Genomic DNA, 17,205 nt, shown 5'->3' on the forward strand with positions numbered 1-17,205 from the left:
AGGGTTGTCTTTGTGACCAGGAGTCCTCAGTTCAGTGACGAGATGTGGGCGCGGATTGAGCCGTTGATGCCGCGTGGGGGCGCGAAGGGCGGCCGTCCGTGGAATGACCACCGGCGGACGGTGGAGGGCATCTGTTGGCGGTTGCGGACGGGGTCGCCGTGGCGGGACGTGCCGGCCGAGTTCGGATCGTGGTCGAGCTTGTGGCGCCGCTTCAACGCGTGGGCCCAGGACGGTACCTGGGACAAGATCCTCACCGCCATCGCCGGTTCACCGGAGGCAGAAGGTCTGGTCGCGGTGGTGGACGGCACGATCGTGCGGGCCCACAAGCACGCTGCCGGCGCCCGAAAAGGGGGATCCACCGAACTACAAGAATCCTCGGGCCGAACCAGCTGATCACGCCTTGGGGCACTCCCGTGGCGGGTGGACGACGAAGTCCCACGCCCTGGTCGACGCCTCCGGTCACCTGTGCTCGCTGGTGGTCACCCCGGGTCAGGCCGGTGAGAACCCCCGCCTGTTGGATGTGATCGATCTTGCCCCTCACCGGGTTGTCCGGGTGGTCGCGGACAAGGCCTACTCCCATCCCTCGACCCGAACCGAGCTCCGGCGGCGAAGGATCAAGGTGACCATCCCCGAACGCTCCGACCAGATCGCCCGTCGCAAGGCCAAGGGCAGCCGCGGCGGTCGCCCACCTGCCTTCGATCCCACCATCTACAAGGGCAGGAACGTGGTGGAACGCTTCTTCAACCGGATCAAGGAGTTCCGCGCCATCGCCACCCGCTACGACAAACTCGCTCGCAACTACCGCGCCGGCCTCGTCCTGGCCAGCACCATCATCTGCCTACGAGACCAGTTACGCGACACGCCCTACGCCCACCCCGACCCGGCAGCCGGCCGCCAGCTCGCCGAGCAGGTCGTCGACGGCTTCCCGTCCTGCCCCATCCCCGAGATCGCCCGCCTCGGCCGAACCCTGAGACAGTGGAAGGACGCGTTCCTGGCCTACTTCGACACCGACCGCGCCAGCAACGGCGGCACCGAGGCCATCAACGGGCTCATCGAGCTCCACCGCCGCATCGGCCGAGGGTTCCGGAACCGAGAGAACTACCGGCTACGCATGCTCCTCGTCGGCGGCGGACTCACCCTGGACCCACCGCAGGTATGAAGAGCCGCCGATGTGCGGGCGTCCGCACCTCCGCGATGCTGGAGTCTGCTATCCGGCGTCAGGCGACGAGTCGCCGCCTCACGAGGCGACGACAGCAGGCTCACTGAACCCAACTCGTCGCGTTTCGACTTGCGGACCCTCGCGACTCCACCCGAGGAATCGGTGAACAATGGTCGCCCCTTCGGTCGGCGACATAGTCAGCTTTCGCTCAAGCAGCCGCGCGAACCTCTCCTCGTGCGTCGACAGCATCACCTGCTTCTGCGCTCGCAACTGCCCGACTAGGTCAGAGAACCCCAGCACATTGACATCATCGAGGGACTGAAGGGGATCGTCCATCAGTACGAAGGGTAGACCATTCCTCCCGGCGGCCCATCCGAGAGCAAGAAACGCGGAGAGCACTACGACGTTTGCCTGCGCGGCTGAGAACACGAGCAACGGATTTGCTTGCACGTCGTTGTCTTCATCGGTGACGGAGGCCATTGCGGTGCCACGCCCTCGGTAGCGTTCGATCGCGAAATCCAGTTTCGTAAAGGTCGGATGCGGGTCGAGTCTGCTGTAGATGTCGTTCATCAGCGGGTCAATGGCTTCGAACCGACCCTCGAAAATGGACGCAACTGCGGCCGCTGCGGCGACCCGGAGCCCCTCGGTTGCCGTTAGCTCGCGGCGCGCAGCATCGTGCGCCGAGGCTGCAGCTTCGACCTCCGACTCGATGACCTCAAGAGCCGCTCTCAACTGCGGGACTTGCCCGCGCCGGTGGAGTGAGTCCTCGCGGACCGCAATGCGGTGCCGAGCTGATGATGCGACGGGGGACAGCTCAGCCAGTCTGCGCTCCAGGTTCGCAAGGATCGAGACGAGCTCTTGCCTCGATTCTCCTGGAAGAAAGACGCGCGCGACCAACTCGTTCGGTGCTTCTCCCGCAAGCCCCACTACTTCGAACGACTTGACTCCGAGCAGAGCGGCGAGGCTTCGCCCCAAGTCATCGATGCGGCCCGCTAGTAGCTGGTCCGCTTGTAGACGCTCCAGGAAGTCCTCGCGCGCCAGACGGGCAGCATTGAGCTCACGACGCGCAACAATCCAGGCTTCCCGGGCTTCCTCCACGGCCGTATCCGCGTCCGCTAGTTCGGTGCTGGACTCGCCACGTCTGACGAGTCGCTCGATCGTCGACTTGACGTCTATTCGCGTCTCGCACACCGGGCAATCCGCGATACCGCTCTCGGAGTGCGCCTCCAGCAGTGGAATCGCTTGCGCGATAAGGGCAACCACCTCGTCGTGCTTCGCGGAAGCCCGATCCCGTGCCTCCTTGGCGGCATCAAGCAAACGCTGCGACTCCCGGTACCTTTCCTCTGCGGCATCGCACTCGGCACTAAGTACATCAACGTTGCCTTCGAGCTCCGTCCGCGCCGCTGGCATGCCACGGATTGCCTCAAGCGCGCCGCTCGACGCCGACCGCGCGATCTCGACGTCGGCGACAAGATCCTCGATGTCACGAAGCGACTTGACGTCGCTTCGAGGCCGAAGTGTCCCCGACTCCGAGTCGAGACTAATGCGGAGCGACTGGATCTCGGAAGGTTCCTGCAGCGAGATCGCTGAGAGGGTCTCAACCGTCTCAATGCGGTCTCTGGTCTCCGTCGCGCGAGAACGACATTGATCGAGTCGGAGCTTGGCGGAGCTAACGGTTGCGCGCGCCGACTTGAGGTCCGACTCAACAAAGCGTTCGAACTGCTCCAGCGACTCGAGCCCAAGTAGCCGGAGAAGTTGGCGGAACCGCGCATCCGGTTTATCCCTGAGCATTTGACGCAGGTCGTCCTGCTGAAGAAGCCCGCTCGTGGCAAGGATCTCCTCAAGAGGCAACGTGCCATGCGAAAGGCGTGCCCTGAGTTCCCTGTCGGCGTCCGCGTTTGTCAACTCGTTTCCGACAGGATCGCGTAACGAGAGTGTGCTATATGCACTTGTTCCAGTTCTCTCGACGTCGAACACCAAAGAACCCGCTCGGACTCTGGCTTGAACACGAGCTGGTCGCGACGCCCCGTAGGCGCTAACGATGTATTCGTCGTTTCGGCGTAATGCGTGAGCCTTCAAGCGTGGCAGCGAACCCTGGAGCAACCAGAGTAGACCGTCGAACACGGTGGTCTTGCCGGTTCCGTTTGGGCCCCAAAAAAGGACAACGGGGGCGTCCAAGTCGAACGTTTGCCGTCCGCGAACGCCGCGGAAATTCTCGAGAGTGACGGAGATAAAGCGTGATGAAAGCATGATACCTACTCCACGACGTCTGTCTCTAGTTCAGGCCGAAGCTCAGTGGACGGGGCGCTTCTGAAGCGACGAATGACAGCTTGCACAGCCTCCGCATCCAGCCCGTCTTGAATGAGACGACTAGACATCTCGTCGATCGGATCGAGTGTCTCCGTCCCCGCCGTGACTGCGGCCAGCGGAAGAACTGGACGCAAGGCTCGCGCGACCCCGGCGGCAGTGGCGTCGATTCCGACGCGCACGATGCGCCGCACGTGTCGCAAGTTGTAGGTAACTCCGAACAAGGACTCACCCTGTCGTGCCTCCGCCCGTTGGCTAGTGAGCAGGAGGACGTAACCGTCCCGTCGTCGATCTGGGATCTTGTGATCGCCGAGCAAACCAATCATGGCTGAGCTCAAGATCGGCTCTAGCGCGAGCAGTCCATCGACCGTAGTCGCGGAGCCGACTAGGACGACCATGAGTTCAGACTCTGCGTGCACCACTGGAACCGAGCTCACGTCGTCGATCTTCGCAGTGAACCCAGCCGCCGCAAGAGCAAGGAGTGACAGGTCGAGCAGCCCAAGATCCCCCAGGTCGTCGCCTTCAGTGTTGAACACTAGATCCCCCCTACTCGATATCGATGATGCGATCGCCGGCGACGAGGCTGAAGGTGCCTCCCACGATCGAGTCGATGAGATGGTCACTCCCGGCACCACCAACCAAATGATCGTCGGTCGAGTGAGATAGCACCGGGAGGTCCGCAAGCGTTGCCCCACGTTCGAGATCCAGTTCGCCGGGGCCGAGCCGACCATGGTGCCCATGGCAGAGGACGATCACCTGACAACCGGGCGTTAGAAGGCCCTCGGCGCGCGCATTTCCGACGCGGCGCTCCGCCTCGGTTGCCATCTGTCCGCCACCGGGCGCGTGATCTGCAACGAGCAGGAGGATCGCGACGTCGGTCGAGGTCGGGGCTAGTGCGATGCCACCGCCAGACAGACGCCAATTCGGGTGATCCGAGGACAGCAGGGATAGCGCGAGCATGCCTTGCAGCACGCGGCTGGAGCTGATGACGGATTGGCCGACAGTGAACTTCCAGGCAAGCGCGCGCAGCCATCGGGCCGCGCGCACCGCGGTCTTCTGCTCAAGGGAGGCCACCAGCAGCTCGGTTCCCCGCCTCTGGGGATGATCGTCGTCAAGGTTCTCGATTGCCGCGCGCAGGCGACGGATCAGGTCGCGAACGTAGAAGCGGAGGACATGATCGCAAAACTCGTCCGCGGGCATCGCCACGCGGTTTGCGGGCGCAAGCGCGGGAACAACATCACTCCACCCGCTCTGCTCCCAGCGGTCGATCGCAGGGTCGACCAGCACCAGTGAGGCGGGCGACACTCGGCCGACAAAATTCGCGACGCTTGCGCGAACGTAGTCCGCCGGGCTGCCCAACCCGATGAATGCGACATCCCCCGCCGACAAGCGTGCCGCGAGTTCCGCGCCCGCGTATAGGGGCGGATTGGCAAGCTCCGCGGTCGTCGCCAGCATGCTGTCGGGCCGCGTAATGCAGCCATGGACCTTAAGGAGCGCACCATTAGCCATGGTGATCCGGTCGCGGTCGTCCACAGCGACCGGCAAGAGTTCCGGAACGGCGCCTCGCTCAATGCAATTGTCGTAGTTCGCCTCGAGAACGGTGACCGCACCCTCACAGATGAGGAGTCCCAGGACCTCATGTGCATAATTCGGATCAGCTGTGTCGAAGCCTGCCACCCGCGCAATTGACTCGTGAAGCAGACGAGTTCCCGTAGGCGCCGACGCGATCTTGTCGGCGACTGCGACGAGATCCCACTCATCGACCCCGGTCAGATCCACCACATTCGACAGATCGCCTGCGATCAGATGGGCGAGCGTGGCGGCACCGGGAAGCGAGGTAGGCGCGGCGGCAGATAGACCTGCGCCTGCGTACACGGTGAGCCGGCGAGCGAGTGCTGCCGTCCCAACGACCGCCGCGCTGGGGTCGATCGAGGACGCCAGTGGCGCGCCGACATACATAGCGCGGAGTCTATCCATGCTTGGGCCCGCACTCGCTCTGCGCACGACACTGACCAAGCCAACGCAGATCACAGACCGTCTCCAAAAGAACGTCCTGAACCGGCACGCCTGGGCCACCCGCGACCAGCTCCGGATCGCGATCGTGACCTGGACCGAACGCACCTACCACCGCCGCCGCCAAGACGGGCTGGGCCGATTGACCCCCATCGAATACGAGACCATCATGACCACGACAGCCGATGAGGCTGCGTGACAACCACTGTCACCTAGTCGTGCAGCAAACCCAACCCCAAGCGGAGCCTAGCCAGCCGCCTCGTCCGAAGCATCCGCATCTGCCGCTGCAAGTGTTCTCCCAAGGTTCGGCGGGCAACATGCTCCATGCGACACCCAGGTCTTCGACCGATGAGTTCTCCGTGAAGCTCGTCACCGTTGCCTACGATGGGCCCATGTTCCGTTCCTGATGACAGATCACCAACGCCCATCGACACGAACGGAACAATCATGCCCTCTGACCTGATGACCCTCTCACTCACCGCTCGCTCAACCACTCCCGGCGGCATCGACGCCGTCGAGCTCCGAGGCATCCAGACGTCTGATCGCGACGCCCTCGCCACCGCCTATCTCGCGGCATACCCGCCCGGTGTCGCGGCCACCAGCCTGAGCGACGCCCAGCAAGAGATGGACGACACCTTCGCCGGCGAGTTCGGCGTACTGCGCCACGACCTCACCCGGGTCGCCACCTTCGAGAACCGACCCGTCGGTGCGATCCTGGTGGTGGGTAAGTCGATCTGGGACCCCCGGCTGGACGGGCCCTTCATCATCGACCTTTTCGTCCATCCCGACGTGCGAGGCATGGGCGTCGGCCGAGCCCTGCTCGACACCGCGGTGCACGCCGGCGCGCGGGCTGGGGATGCCACCCTCTCGCTGCGCGTCGGCGAGGGCACTTCCCCAGCGGCTCTCGCGCTCTAGAGCAATGATCAGAACCTGTGGATGGCTCTCGGCGAGGTGACGTGAAACGGGCGTACCTCCCGAGCAAGATCGAAGCCCATGCAAGTTCTGATCAGGGTCGGCGTTGGCGCGCCGGCTCGGGAAGGTACGCCCATGCTCAAAGTAGTTCACAACGCTGAGGAGTCCAACGAGCCAGGCGGTGCGTCGCTGTTGGACGGGCTGGTCCGCGACGCGGCCCGTCAGATGCTCGCGGTTGCGCTGCGGGCCGAGGTCGCCGCCTACATCGACTCCGCTGCCGACCAGCTTGACGATGCCGGTCGGCGCTTGGTGGTGCGCAACGGTCACCACAACGAACGCGAGGTCCTGACCGCGGCGGGCCGGGTGCCGGTGCGAGCCCCGCGGGTCAACGACAAGCGCATCGATGAGGCCACCGGAGAACGTAGGCGGTTCGCTTCGGCGATCCTGCCGGCGTGGGCGAGGAAGTCGCCGAAGGTTGCGGAGGTGTTGCCGCTGCTGTACCTGCACGGTTTGTCCTCCTTGGACTTCGGTCCGGCGCTGACCCAGTTCCTGGGCTCGGCGCAGGGCCTCTCGCCGGCGACGATCACGCGGTTGACCAAGGACTGGCAGGACGAGGCGGCCGCGTTCAACACCCGCTCCCTGGCCGGCACCGACTACGTGTACGTGTGGGTCGACGGGATCCACCTCAAGGTTCGCCTCGAGCAGGATAAGGTGTGCCTGCTGGTCATGATCGGCGTCCGCGCGGACGGCACCAAGGAGCTGATCGCCCTCGACGACGGGCACCGGGAGTCCACCGAGTCCTGGCTGGACCTGCTCCGCTCGGCCAAGCGGCGTGGCATGCGGGCGCCGGTGCTCGCGGTCGGCGACGGCGCGCTCGGGTTCTGGGCCGCCCTGCGGGAGGTCTTCCCTGAGACCGTGGAGCAACGCTGCTGGTTCCACAAGATCGCCAACGTCCTCAATGCGTTGCCGAAGTCGGTCCAGCGCGGCGCGAAGACCGCCCTGGCCGAGATCTGGAACGCCCAGGACAAAGAGCACGCCCAGAAGGCTGCCAAAGTGTTCGTCGCCGACTACGGGGTCAAGTGGCCCAAGGCCACCGCCAAGATCAGCGACGACCTTGACGTGCTTCTGGCCTTCTACGACTACCCGGCCGAGCACTGGGTCCACCTGCGCACGACGAACCCGATCGAGTCCACCTTCGCTACCGTACGGCTACGTCAGCGCGTCACCAAGGGGCCCGGCTCCCGGGCCGCGGGGATCGCGATGGCATTCAAGCTCATCCAGTCCGCACAAGCCAGGTGGCGAGCAGTCAACGCGCCCCATCTCGTCGCTCTGGTCCGTGCCGGCGCGACCTTCGACAAAGGCATCCTCGTCGAACGACCCGACGAACCGACCCACGAATCAGGAGGCGATCAACACGTCGCGTGACACGCCCATCCACAGGTCTTGACTATTCCTCCGCGCTCTACACCCGAGCAGGGTTCCAGCAACACTGACAGCGCGGTCCGAGTGGCGCTCCACCCGGTCGGCCACTCGGACTGCGCCTTGCGCCGGTGGCCTGGGAGCAACCCTCCCTGCCTCGGTCAAACACATCCGCTCATGCCGCGATCAGCCGATCGAGCAGGGGCTGTCGGCTCTGCAGAGCACTGAGCTCAGCTGAACAGCAGGTTGAAGCCGAACCCGATGATCATGATGCCGACGGCGACGACCGCGAAGAACAGGATGAGCAGCGGGGGCTTGAGGACGCGCCGCAGCATGATGGCCTCGGGGATGGACAGCGAGATCGCGCTCATCATGAACGCCATCACGGTGCCCAGACTCATGCCCTTGGCCCACAGGGCCTCGGCGATCGGGACGACACCGGCGCCGTTGACGTACAACGGGATCGCCAGGACGGTCACGATCGGGACCGCGAGGGGGTTGTCGGGGCCGGCCCAGGTGGCGAAGAACTCCGCCGGGACCCAGCCGTGGATCGCCGCGCCGATGCCGACGCCGAGCAGGATCCACTTCCAGATCCGGCCGAGGATCTCCTTGGTCTCCTCGATCGCGGCGTCGACGCGTTCGGCCAGGGTGGGGACGTGGCCGTCCACCCGGAGTTGCCCGATCCTGGTGGCGAACACCATGTCCTCCACCCAGTGGTCCAGGTTGAACCTGGAGAACACCCAGCCGACGGCCATGGCCAGCACCGACCCGGACAGCACATAGGCGCCGGCGATGTGCCAGCCGAACTGGTCACCGATCATGATCGCGGCGATCTCGCTGACCAGCGGTGAGGCCAGCAGGAACGTCAGGGTGATCGACAGCGGGATGCCGGCGGCGACGAACCCCATGAACAACGGGATCGAGCTGCACGAGCAGAAGGGCGTCACCACGCCCAGCACGACGGCGAGGAAGAGGCCGACGAACAGGCCCTTGCCCTCGAGGTAGGCGCGGGCCCGCTCCAGGTTGAAGCTCGCCCTCAGCATGCCGATCACGAACATCAACCCGGTCAGCAGCAGGAACAGCTTGCCCACGTCGTAGAAGAAGAAGTGCACCGCGCCTCCAAGGGGCGAGGCGAGGTCGAGCCCGGCGAGGTCACGGAACAGCCACGTCCACAGGCGCTCGTTGAGCTGGTACAGGGCCACCCACGCCAGGGCCGCGCCGGCCAGGCGCAGCCACAGGGAGGTGGGGGTCCGGACATCGGTCCGGCTGGTCATCGGGTCTCCGTTCCGGAGGGATCGGGCGGCTCAGCGAGCCAGGGGCGCGAGGAGTTCCTTGACGTGCGCCTTGGTGGGCACCCGCCCCGAGACCAGGACCTGCTCGTCGACGACCAGTCCGGGCGTGCGCATGATGTCGTACGCGGCGATGTCCGCGTAGTCCACGACCTTCTCGATGGTCGCATCGAGGCCGAGTTCGGCGACCGCCTCGCGGGCGATCTTCTCGAGCTTCACGCAGTTCGCGCACCCGGGGCCCAGGATCTTGATGTTCATCGTTGGTTCGTTCTTCCTTGTTGGACGACGCCGTAAGGCGTCCGTTGGTTGGGTGGTTCTAGCCGATGACGGTCAGGTGGCGGCTGGACCTCTGAGCCGACGGGAGGGCGGCGTGGAGCCGGTCCAGGGCACCCTCGGTGAGCGAGTAGTCGATCCAGCGGCCGCGCCGGGCGCCCTCGATGAGACCGGCTTCCCGCAGAACCTTGAGGTGGTAGCTGAGCAGGTTCCCCGGGATCTCCGGTTCGACCTGCAGGTCGCACACGCACGACGTCCGTGCCGCCAACTGGTTCAGCAGTTGCAGCCGGATCGGGTCGGCCACCGCAGACAGCAGGGCAGCGGCCTCCCCGACGATTTCAGCGTTTCTTGATGCAACCACACTTGAATCATTCACCCGATCAGTCCGGCGGTCAACTGGGCTCGATCCAGGGCCGGCCGCGATGCCCAACCTTTTTGATGTTGGTCGAAACCATGGCACCATCTACCCATGCCCAGACCGCTCCCGTTGCTCGAGGACACCTCCCCGATCTGCTGCGCGCCACTCGGCACCCAGGACCCGATCAGCGCCGCCGACGCGACCGCCCTGGCCGTCCGGCTCAGGGCGCTGGCCGACCCCGTCCGGCTGCAGATGCTCGGGTACCTGCTCGACCGGGCCGGCCGGGAGGCCACGACCGGGGACCTCGCCCGCCACGTGGGCGTGTCCGACGCCACCGCGAGCCACCACCTCAAGACCCTCGAAACCGTGGGCCTGCTCACCAAGCAGCGCCACGGCATGAGGGTTCACCACCACGTCGTCGGCGAGGCCATCCACGCCATCGCCAAGGCGCTGCACGTCAACGCCTGCTGCTGAAGGAGCACCATGAGTCACACCCTGTTGGACGTCCGAGCAAGCGGCCAAGCGGCCCTCATCCCCTTGGGCGCCCATCGGGTGTGCTCGACTCTGCCGACGGGCGTGTGGTTACTCAACTGCCCATGTGGGGACGTCGAGGTCAACGGTCGTGACCGCACGCACGTGCTTGATGCCGAATGGCGGATGTCTGGACCGGCCGTAGCGAGCGTTGGGCTTCGCTGGAGAGCCTCGTCTGTGCTTTGTCCCCGTCGAGGGCTTACTTCGCTGAGGAGAGTATGTGGCAGATGTCGTCGTCTTCGCAGTCGGCGGGATCGAGCAGCTCACTGTGGTCGCGGAGTGCTTCGAGCTCGGTTTGCAGCGCGGCAAGTTGTTTGATCCGTGCACGGACGTCAGCGAGCTTGGTGTCGATGAGCGTAACCACGTGCGCGCAGGGCAGGTGCCCGTCGTCGCGAAGGGCGATGATGGTGCGAATCTCGGACAGTGTCAGCCCGGCGGCCTGGGCCACGTTGATGAAGCGCAACCGGGCGAGCATGGCCTCGTCGTAGACGCGGTACCCGTTGGCGCCTCGTTCGGCGTCCGGCAACAGGCCCCTGCGCTCATAGAACCGCACGGTCTGGCACGTCACCCCGGCAATGTCGGCAAGCTCACCGATCAACATGTCATCCCTCTTAACGCTTGACCTTCTACCACGGTACAAGGTCTAGCGTCGCACCATGAACGTCTCTCTGTTGTACTTCGATGACTGCCCCAACTGGAAGGTCGCCGACCAGCGACTTGCAGCGATCGCCAACGAACGCCCCGATATCGTGGTGACGCGACTCCGCGTCGAAACGCTCGAGGAGGCGGAGCGGCTGGGGTTCCACGGCTCGCCGAGCATCCTGGTCGAGGGCGTCGACATCTTCGCCAAACCCGGCGACGGGGTCGGGTTGTCCTGTCGGCTCTACAGCACACCCGATGGGCTGGCGGGGGCGCCCACGATGCAGGAACTCCGGGCTGCGCTCGGCGTGGCCGAGGTGCTGTCCTGATGACGCGCAGCTATGACTTGATCGTGATCGGTGCCGGCATGGCCGGCGTCGCGGCGGCGAACAAGTGCGCTTCCGCGGGCTGGAGGGTCGCGATCGTCGACGCGCTTCCCTACGGCGGCACCTGTGCGCTTCGAGGGTGCGACCCGAAGAAGATCCTGCGTCGCGGGGCCGAGATCATCGACAGCGCCCGACTGATGCGGGGCAAGGGAATCGACGACGCCGGCTTGTCGATGAACTGGGCCGATCTGATCAAGCACAAGCACGGCTTCACCGACCCGGTCCCGCGAAACATGGAGGACAGCCTTTCGGGCAACGGTGTGGACACGCTCCACGGGCAGGCGCGGTTCACGAACGCGCACACCATCGCGATTGACGGCAGGTCCTACGACGCAGCTCACTTCCTGATCGCCGCGGGCGCCCGTCCACGGCCGCTGGACTTTCCCGGTCACGAGCATCTGGTCGACAGCACCGCCTTCATGGACCTTCCAGCGCTGCCACGTAGGATCTTGTTCGTCGGTGGTGGCTTCATCTCGTTCGAGTTCGCTCACATCGCGGCGCGGGCGGGCAGCACCCCGGTCATCCTCGACCGCGGGCCGCGGCCGCTCAAGGCGTTCGACCCCGACCTCGTAGAGCTCCTCATCAACCGCGGCGCCGAGGCCGGGATCGAGCTGTGGCGCTCCACCACGATCACCTCAATCGAGAAGTCCGGTGGCGGTTACCAGGTCAGCTTGGCACGATCCGGCCGACCCGAGGACGTGGAGTTCGACCTCATCGTGCACGGTGCGGGCCGGATCCCCGAACTGTCCGGCCTCGACCTCGACGCCGCCGGAGTCGAGTGGGACGAACAAGGAGTGCGGGTAGCGGCTCACCTGCAGAGCACCAGCAACGCCGCGGTCTACGCCGCCGGCGACGCGGCCTACACCCCCGGGATGCCACTGACCCCAGTCGCAGTGATCGAAGCCAAGGTCGCGGCCTCCAACATGCTCAAAGCCACCACGACCGTCCCCGACTACACGGGTATCCCCACAGCGGTGTTCACGATCCCCGAACTCACTCGAGTTGGGATGCTCGAACAACAAGCCCGAGACCAGGGCATCGACGTCGACGTCCGCTACCGCGACACCAGCGGCTGGTACTCCAACTACCGCATCGGTGAGACCACCGCGGCCACCAAGATCCTCATCGACCGATCCACGGATCGGATCGTCGGCGCACACCTGCTCGGCCCGGAGTACGGCGAACTGGTCAACTTCTTCGGCCTCGCCATGAAGCTCGAACTGACAACCCATCAACTGAAATCGATGACCGCCGCCTACCCCACCGTAGGATCAGATGTCGGCTCGATCCTCTGACCTAGAGGAGGCCTTGGTGGTCGCGGAGAAGTTCGGACCCAGGCAGCCCAACCACAGGAGAGAACCGGTTGGGTCGGAAGCGACACACGGCCGGCGTCTCGATCCTCCCGTTGAACATCCTGTATTGCCGCGGGGCGGGAGCACGATTGCGCTCCTGGCGCTGGTCGGGACTGAGGGATCGAACTAGCTGTGTGTGGTGTGTTCGCGTTGCGCGTGGTCGGGTGATTCGAGTTGGAAGGTGGAGTGCTCGACGCTCACGTCGAAGTGGTCGGCCACACACGCTTGGAGATCGGTCAGCATCTGGGCGGCGTGGCCGTCGGCGAAGCAGGCCTCCTCGACCACAACGTGGGCGGTGAGGACCGGCAGACCGGTGGCGATGGTGGAAGCGTGCAGGTCGTGCACCCCCACCACGTGCGGCACCTCCAGGATGTGACGACGGACCTCTTCGAGGTTCAACCCCGGAGGAGTGGACTCCAGCAGGATGCTCCCCGCCTCCCGCAGGATGGTGATCGCCCGCGGCACGATCAGGGTCGCGATCAGCATGCCTGCGAGGGCGTCGATCCGGGTCCACCCTGTCAGCGCAATGACGACCGCGCTCACGATCACCGCCACCGACCCGAGGGCGTCGTTGACGACCTCAAGGAAGGCGGCGCGCATGTTGAGGTTCGCACCGCGGCCCGAGCTGAGTACCAGCATCGAGACGATGTTGCCGACCAGACCGACGATGCCGAACACCAGCAGCCCGCCGGCGGTGACCTCCGGGGGTGTGGCCAGTCGTCGAACACCCTCGGCGAACGCGTACACCCCGACCCCGAGCAGGACCGCGGCTTGGGCTCCAGCGGCCAGCACTTCGGAGCGCCGCCAACCCCAGGTGCGTTCGGGGGTGGGTGGACGAAGGGCGAGGTTTGCGGCGATGAGCGCCATCAGCAGGCCCGAGGCGTCGGTGAGCATGTGGCCGGCGTCGACCAACAGCGCCAGGCTGTTGGTCCACCACGCGCCGATGAGCTCGGCGACCAGGATGGTGGCAGTGATCCCGAACGCGATCGCCAACTTGCCCCGATGGGTGCCCTGCGGCGCGTGGTCGTGGCCCGTGCTCACGCTGTCGCTCCTTGGAGGGCGGGCCTGTCGGCCAATGCGGTGAGGGTGGGCAGGTGGGTGGTGCGGCCCGCGCGGACACCGTTGGCGATCACGAACACCTCGGCTACCTCGTGAACCAGCACCACGGCCGCCAACCCCAGGACGCCGAAAAGGGCGAGCGGGATCAGGACCGCGATCAACGCGATCGACAGGACCACGTTCTGCAGCATGATCCGGCGCGTGTAGCGGGCGTGATCGAACGCGTGCGGCAGGAGGCGCAGGTCGTCGCCCATCAGGGCGACGTCGGCGGTTTCGATGGCGACGTCGGTGCCCATGGCACCCATGGCCACGCCCAGGTCGGCGCTGGCCAACGCGGGGGCGTCGTTGACGCCGTCGCCGACCATCGCCGTGACCTGGCCCCTTTCCCGCAGCCTGTGGATGATGGTCGACTTGTCCTCGGGCCGCAGGTCGGCGTACACGTCAGTAATCCCGGCCTCGGCGGCGAGCGCCTGGGCGGTGGCCGTGTTGTCCCCGGTGAGCATCGCGACGGCATAGTCGTGGGAGCGGAAGTGGGCGACGACATGGGCGGCTTCGGGGCGGAGTTCGTCGCGGACCGCGATCGCGCCGGTGGTCTGCCCGTCGACCTCGACGAGGACGGCGGTGGCCCCGGCTTGTTGCATCCGGTCGATGTCGCCGGCGAGTGGGCCTGCCTCGATCCAGCCGGGACGCCCCAACCTTAGGCTGTGCCCGTCCAGGGTGCCGGTCAGTCCGGCGCCGACGGCCGCCTGCACGTCGTCGGCGGTCGTGGTGGTTTCGGTGGCGGCGAGGATGGCTTTGGCGAGGGGGTGCTCGCTGCGTGCCTCAAGCGCGGCGGCCCAGGCGAGCACCTGCTCGCGGGTGTGCGGGCCGGTGGTTGTCACCTCGATGACGACGGGTTGGTTGCGGGTGAGGGTTCCGGTCTTGTCCAGGGCGACGGTGCGGACCTTGCCGAGGACCTCCATCGCGGCGCCACCCTTGACGAGGATGCCGCGCCGGCTGGCCGCCCCGATGGATGCCACGACGGTGACCGGCACCGAAATGGCCAGGGCGCAGGGGGACGCGGCGACCACCATGACCAATGCTCGTTGCAGCCACAGGCCGGGGTCGCCCACGGCGAAGCCGGCGACCACAGTCAAGGCCGCTGCAATGAGGATCCCCGGTACCAACGGTTTCGCGATCCTGTCGGCGAGCCGTTGGGTGGTCCCGCGCCGGGACGACTCGGCCTCGACGATGTGCACGATTCGGGCCAGCGAGTTGTTGTCCGCGGTCGAGGTCACCTCCACCTCGAGGATGCCGGTGCCGTTGATCGCACCGGCGTACACCTCGTCGGAGGGGCCGACCTCGATCGGCATGGATTCGCCGGTGATCGCCGAGGTGTCCAAGGCTGTCCGTCCGGTGCGGATGACGCCGTCGGTGGCGAGCCGTTCGCCCGGCTTGACCACCATCAGGTCGCCCAGGATGAGCTCGTCGGGATCGACGACAACCTCGTCGCCGTCGCGCAGCACGGTGGCCTGCCGGGGGACCAGGTCAAGCAGGGCGCGCAAACTGTGCCGGGTCCTGGCCAGCGAGTAGTCCTCCAGGCCCTCGCTGAGGGAGAACAGGAACGCCAAGGTCGCGGCTTCCTCGACCTGGCCCAGGAGGGTGGCGCCCACGGCGCCGATGGTCATCAGTAGACCCACTCCCAGCTTGCCCTTGGCGAGCTTCTTCAACGCACCCGGTATGAACGTCGACCCGCCGACCAGCAACGCCACCCCGCTGAGGACGAGCCTGACCGTTTCCCATCCGGCCAGGCCGGTCAGGAAACCGGCCAGCAGCAGGACGCCGGACACCAACCCCAGCTGGATGTCACGCACCTGCCACAGGTGGTCCACCGCGTCGTCGTCGCCAGGCGCCGTGGCAATGGGGGCATCACACCCGCACGCCGACATGCCTTCCTCGCGCTCGTCGCCGTGCGGATCTTCCTGCCCGCTCACCGGTCCGCCCCGACCGTGGCATGTACCTTCAGTTCTTCCGGTGTGGGGTTCGTCGTGGTGCCCAGCCCGTAGTTCGGACACAACGCCACCCCCTGGCCGGTGGTAGCCAGCAGTCGCTCCGCTGCCGCCAAGACGGCCAGCAGTTCCGGTGCGCTCACCAGCGAGAAGACCGACGCCCGCCCTTGTGGACGCGACACCACCAACCCGCACTCCCGCAAGCACGCCAGGTGGGCACTCACCGTCGATTGCGCCAACCCCAGGTGCTCGGTCAAATCGCGGACTCGATGTTCTCCGAAGATCAAGTGCTGCAAGATGGCCAGCCGGGACGGGTCGGACAGGCTGTGGAACAAGGCAGCCGCGACCTGCAGGTCGCCACCATCGGGCGCACTCTCAACGGCAGTCGGTATCGTCATGTGACGATAGTAGCGTCATGCATCGTTAGTGTCGCGTGGTGCTCAAGCGGGACTGGCTGCCCGTTCCGTCGAGCCAGGCTATGAGGCCCGTTGAGCGGTCCGGGCCCTCGCTGAGGCCTGCGGCGCTGTCGACCATTGGGGATACCGGCTGAACATGGCATCGACGTCGTCTGGGTCCAGCCTGAGGATGCGGCCGCAGCGGTACACGGGGAGGACGCCCTCGGCGATCCGGCGGCGGATGGTCTTCACGCTGACCCCGATGCGCGCAGCGGCCGTGGGCAACGACTCGTAGGTTCGCATGGTCATGGCGCTGTCCCTTTCTGGGCCCACGTGGGCCTCTAGGGACACAAGACCAGCTCGACGTACTCCTGGCCGCAGCCCCGGCTCGGTCTCCGATGACTCCCCAGGTCGCTTCCTGGGCGAGCGACGAGCAGTCATCCCTTGTGGGAGCGGGGTTGCGCGCACCGCGAGGCCTTAACGGCACCAAGGTCAAGGCCAGGCCGTTCTTGTGCCGGACGGCTGGCCCGGTGACCGTGCCCAACAACCGCCCTGTCGCTGGGCACGGCCTCACGCGAACGTCACGCCTTGTGAAGAAGGAGTTAGGCCGTTTGCGTCGGGGGGGGGCAGGCGGCGTCCGTAGCCCAACTCGCACGCACCGGTTCCCGTTCGGTGATTGGAACTGCACCCGGCCGCCCGTCAACCTGCCGCAGTCGGGGATTGGGCGGAAGGTGTGGTGGCCTGGATGAGCGCCCGTAGGTCCGCGTGGAGCTTGGCGTTGTTGAGCGTCCAGTGCGTGAGGCGCCGTCGGCGGTCCCTGAGGGGAGGGTCGCCGCTGACGTAGCCGTGGTCTTCGAGTTCATGGAGATTGCGAACGATCGTGGTGCCGGCGACGGTTCCCTCCAGCGCAGCGACCAGGCCGGGGGTACTCAGGGTGCCGCCGTGCTCAGCCAGCGCGACGGCGATGGCGAGCTTGACGCGGTTCATGCCCATGCCGACCAACGCGTCCAACCCGACAGGGAGCGGGGCGTCGGAGTAGGCAGGCACGCGCCCATTGTTTCAGTGGTCCGCGGCAAGGGGAGACGAGACACGATCAGCAATCTATACCGCTAAACGGTGTAGATG

The 17,205-nt window shown here is 66.1% G+C and carries 18 protein-coding genes and 2 pseudogenes; 8 read left to right on the plus strand and 12 right to left on the minus strand.

From position 1 onward, the window contains the following. Positions 1-12: 12 nt before the first annotated feature. Together J4N02_RS16635 and J4N02_RS16640 are read left to right on the plus strand one after the other, a co-directional pair. A pseudogene (locus J4N02_RS16635) lies at positions 13-844 on the plus strand (IS5 family transposase); the annotation flags it as partial. Beyond that, a complete protein-coding gene (locus J4N02_RS16640; protein WP_243760937.1) occupies positions 833-1,159 on the plus strand; it encodes a transposase in 327 nt (108 codons plus the stop codon). The pseudogene J4N02_RS16635 and the gene J4N02_RS16640, both read left to right, overlap by 12 nt. Before the next feature lie 78 nt (positions 1,160-1,237). On the opposite strand, the gene J4N02_RS00225 is transcribed toward J4N02_RS16640, so the two are convergent. Genes J4N02_RS00225 through J4N02_RS00235 form a run of 3 tightly spaced genes read right to left on the minus strand, consistent with a single transcriptional unit; the run spans position 1,238 to position 5,425 of the window. Further along, positions 1,238-3,409, minus strand: a complete 2,172-nt coding sequence (locus J4N02_RS00225) for an AAA family ATPase (protein ID WP_188334812.1) — start codon at positions 3,407-3,409, stop codon at positions 1,238-1,240. 5 nt (positions 3,410-3,414) lie between these two features. Next, positions 3,415-4,002 carry a hypothetical protein gene (locus J4N02_RS00230; protein WP_188334811.1) on the minus strand — a complete coding sequence of 196 codons (588 nt, stop codon included), beginning with the start codon at positions 4,000-4,002 and terminating at the stop codon, positions 3,415-3,417. Positions 4,003-4,012: 10 nt separating this feature from the next. After that, a complete protein-coding gene (locus tag J4N02_RS00235) occupies positions 4,013-5,425 on the minus strand; it encodes a hypothetical protein (RefSeq protein WP_188334810.1) in 1,413 nt (470 codons plus the stop codon). Positions 5,426-5,504: 79 nt separating this feature from the next. On the opposite strand from J4N02_RS00235, the pseudogene J4N02_RS00240 reads away from it, so the two are divergent. The 3 genes and pseudogenes from J4N02_RS00240 to J4N02_RS00250 all read left to right on the plus strand — a co-directional run. After that, positions 5,505-5,678 (plus strand): annotated as a pseudogene (locus tag J4N02_RS00240) (IS3 family transposase); the annotation flags it as partial. A gap of 263 nt (positions 5,679-5,941) precedes the next feature. Next, entirely contained in the window at positions 5,942-6,394 is a 453-nt protein-coding gene (locus J4N02_RS00245) for a GNAT family N-acetyltransferase (RefSeq protein ID WP_208091047.1), read from the plus strand. Between the two features lie 132 nt (positions 6,395-6,526). Then, positions 6,527-7,816: an IS256 family transposase gene (locus J4N02_RS00250; RefSeq protein WP_188334851.1), complete on the plus strand. Its 1,290-nt coding sequence runs from the start codon at positions 6,527-6,529 to the stop codon at positions 7,814-7,816. Between the two features lie 224 nt (positions 7,817-8,040). On the opposite strand, the gene J4N02_RS00255 is transcribed toward J4N02_RS00250, so the two are convergent. Genes J4N02_RS00255 through J4N02_RS17005 form a run of 3 tightly spaced genes read right to left on the minus strand, consistent with a single transcriptional unit; the run spans position 8,041 to position 9,835 of the window. Continuing rightward, positions 8,041-9,084, minus strand: a complete 1,044-nt coding sequence (locus tag J4N02_RS00255; RefSeq protein ID WP_188334778.1) for a permease — start codon at positions 9,082-9,084, stop codon at positions 8,041-8,043. 30 nt (positions 9,085-9,114) lie between these two features. Continuing rightward, complete coding sequence (locus tag J4N02_RS00260) at positions 9,115-9,357, minus strand: thioredoxin family protein (protein WP_188334777.1); 243 nt, start codon at positions 9,355-9,357, stop codon at positions 9,115-9,117. 58 nt (positions 9,358-9,415) lie between these two features. Continuing rightward, entirely contained in the window at positions 9,416-9,835 is a 420-nt protein-coding gene (locus J4N02_RS17005; RefSeq protein WP_188334776.1) for a helix-turn-helix transcriptional regulator, read from the minus strand. A 6-nt stretch (positions 9,836-9,841) separates the two neighbouring features. Between J4N02_RS17005 and J4N02_RS00270 the strand changes: the two genes are divergently transcribed. Continuing rightward, the gene (locus tag J4N02_RS00270; protein WP_188334775.1) at positions 9,842-10,204 is read left to right on the plus strand and encodes a metalloregulator ArsR/SmtB family transcription factor; all 363 of its coding nucleotides are present in this window, start codon (positions 9,842-9,844) and stop codon (positions 10,202-10,204) included. A gap of 256 nt (positions 10,205-10,460) precedes the next feature. Here the strand turns inward: J4N02_RS00270 and J4N02_RS00275 are convergent, their stop codons facing one another. Beyond that, positions 10,461-10,862 carry a heavy metal-responsive transcriptional regulator gene (locus J4N02_RS00275; RefSeq protein WP_131168876.1) on the minus strand — a complete coding sequence of 134 codons (402 nt, stop codon included), beginning with the start codon at positions 10,860-10,862 and terminating at the stop codon, positions 10,461-10,463. Positions 10,863-10,917: 55 nt separating this feature from the next. On the opposite strand from J4N02_RS00275, the gene J4N02_RS00280 reads away from it, so the two are divergent. Beyond that, positions 10,918-11,229: a thioredoxin family protein gene (locus tag J4N02_RS00280; protein ID WP_131168874.1), complete on the plus strand. Its 312-nt coding sequence runs from the start codon at positions 10,918-10,920 to the stop codon at positions 11,227-11,229. Then, positions 11,229-12,581, plus strand: coding sequence for an NAD(P)/FAD-dependent oxidoreductase (locus J4N02_RS00285; protein WP_131168872.1), 1,353 nt, complete (start codon positions 11,229-11,231; stop codon positions 12,579-12,581). Before J4N02_RS00280 ends, J4N02_RS00285 begins: the two co-directional genes overlap by 1 nt. Before the next feature lie 183 nt (positions 12,582-12,764). Here the strand turns inward: J4N02_RS00285 and J4N02_RS00290 are convergent, their stop codons facing one another. The 5 genes from J4N02_RS00290 to J4N02_RS00310 all read right to left on the minus strand — a co-directional run bounded on the left by J4N02_RS00290 (position 12,765) and on the right by J4N02_RS00310 (position 17,127). Next, positions 12,765-13,679, minus strand: a complete 915-nt coding sequence (locus tag J4N02_RS00290) for a cation diffusion facilitator family transporter (protein ID WP_188334774.1) — start codon at positions 13,677-13,679, stop codon at positions 12,765-12,767. Further along, positions 13,676-15,625: a cation-translocating P-type ATPase gene (locus J4N02_RS00295; RefSeq protein WP_188334779.1), complete on the minus strand. Its 1,950-nt coding sequence runs from the start codon at positions 15,623-15,625 to the stop codon at positions 13,676-13,678. Before J4N02_RS00295 ends, J4N02_RS00290 begins: the two co-directional genes overlap by 4 nt. Positions 15,626-15,666: 41 nt before the next feature. After that, the gene (locus J4N02_RS00300; RefSeq protein WP_182818823.1) at positions 15,667-16,083 is read right to left on the minus strand and encodes a helix-turn-helix transcriptional regulator; all 417 of its coding nucleotides are present in this window, start codon (positions 16,081-16,083) and stop codon (positions 15,667-15,669) included. A gap of 78 nt (positions 16,084-16,161) precedes the next feature. Next, on the minus strand, positions 16,162-16,521 hold the full coding sequence (locus J4N02_RS17130) for a helix-turn-helix domain-containing protein (protein ID WP_312846678.1): 360 nt from the start codon (positions 16,519-16,521) through the stop codon (positions 16,162-16,164). Positions 16,522-16,779: 258 nt separating this feature from the next. Continuing rightward, positions 16,780-17,127 carry a hypothetical protein gene (locus J4N02_RS00310; protein WP_182818822.1) on the minus strand — a complete coding sequence of 116 codons (348 nt, stop codon included), beginning with the start codon at positions 17,125-17,127 and terminating at the stop codon, positions 16,780-16,782. Positions 17,128-17,205: the final 78 nt, after the last annotated feature.

Source organism: Propioniciclava sp. MC1595, assembly GCF_017569205.1.
In the GTDB taxonomy this organism is placed as follows: Bacteria; Actinomycetota; Actinomycetes; order Propionibacteriales; family Propionibacteriaceae; genus Propioniciclava.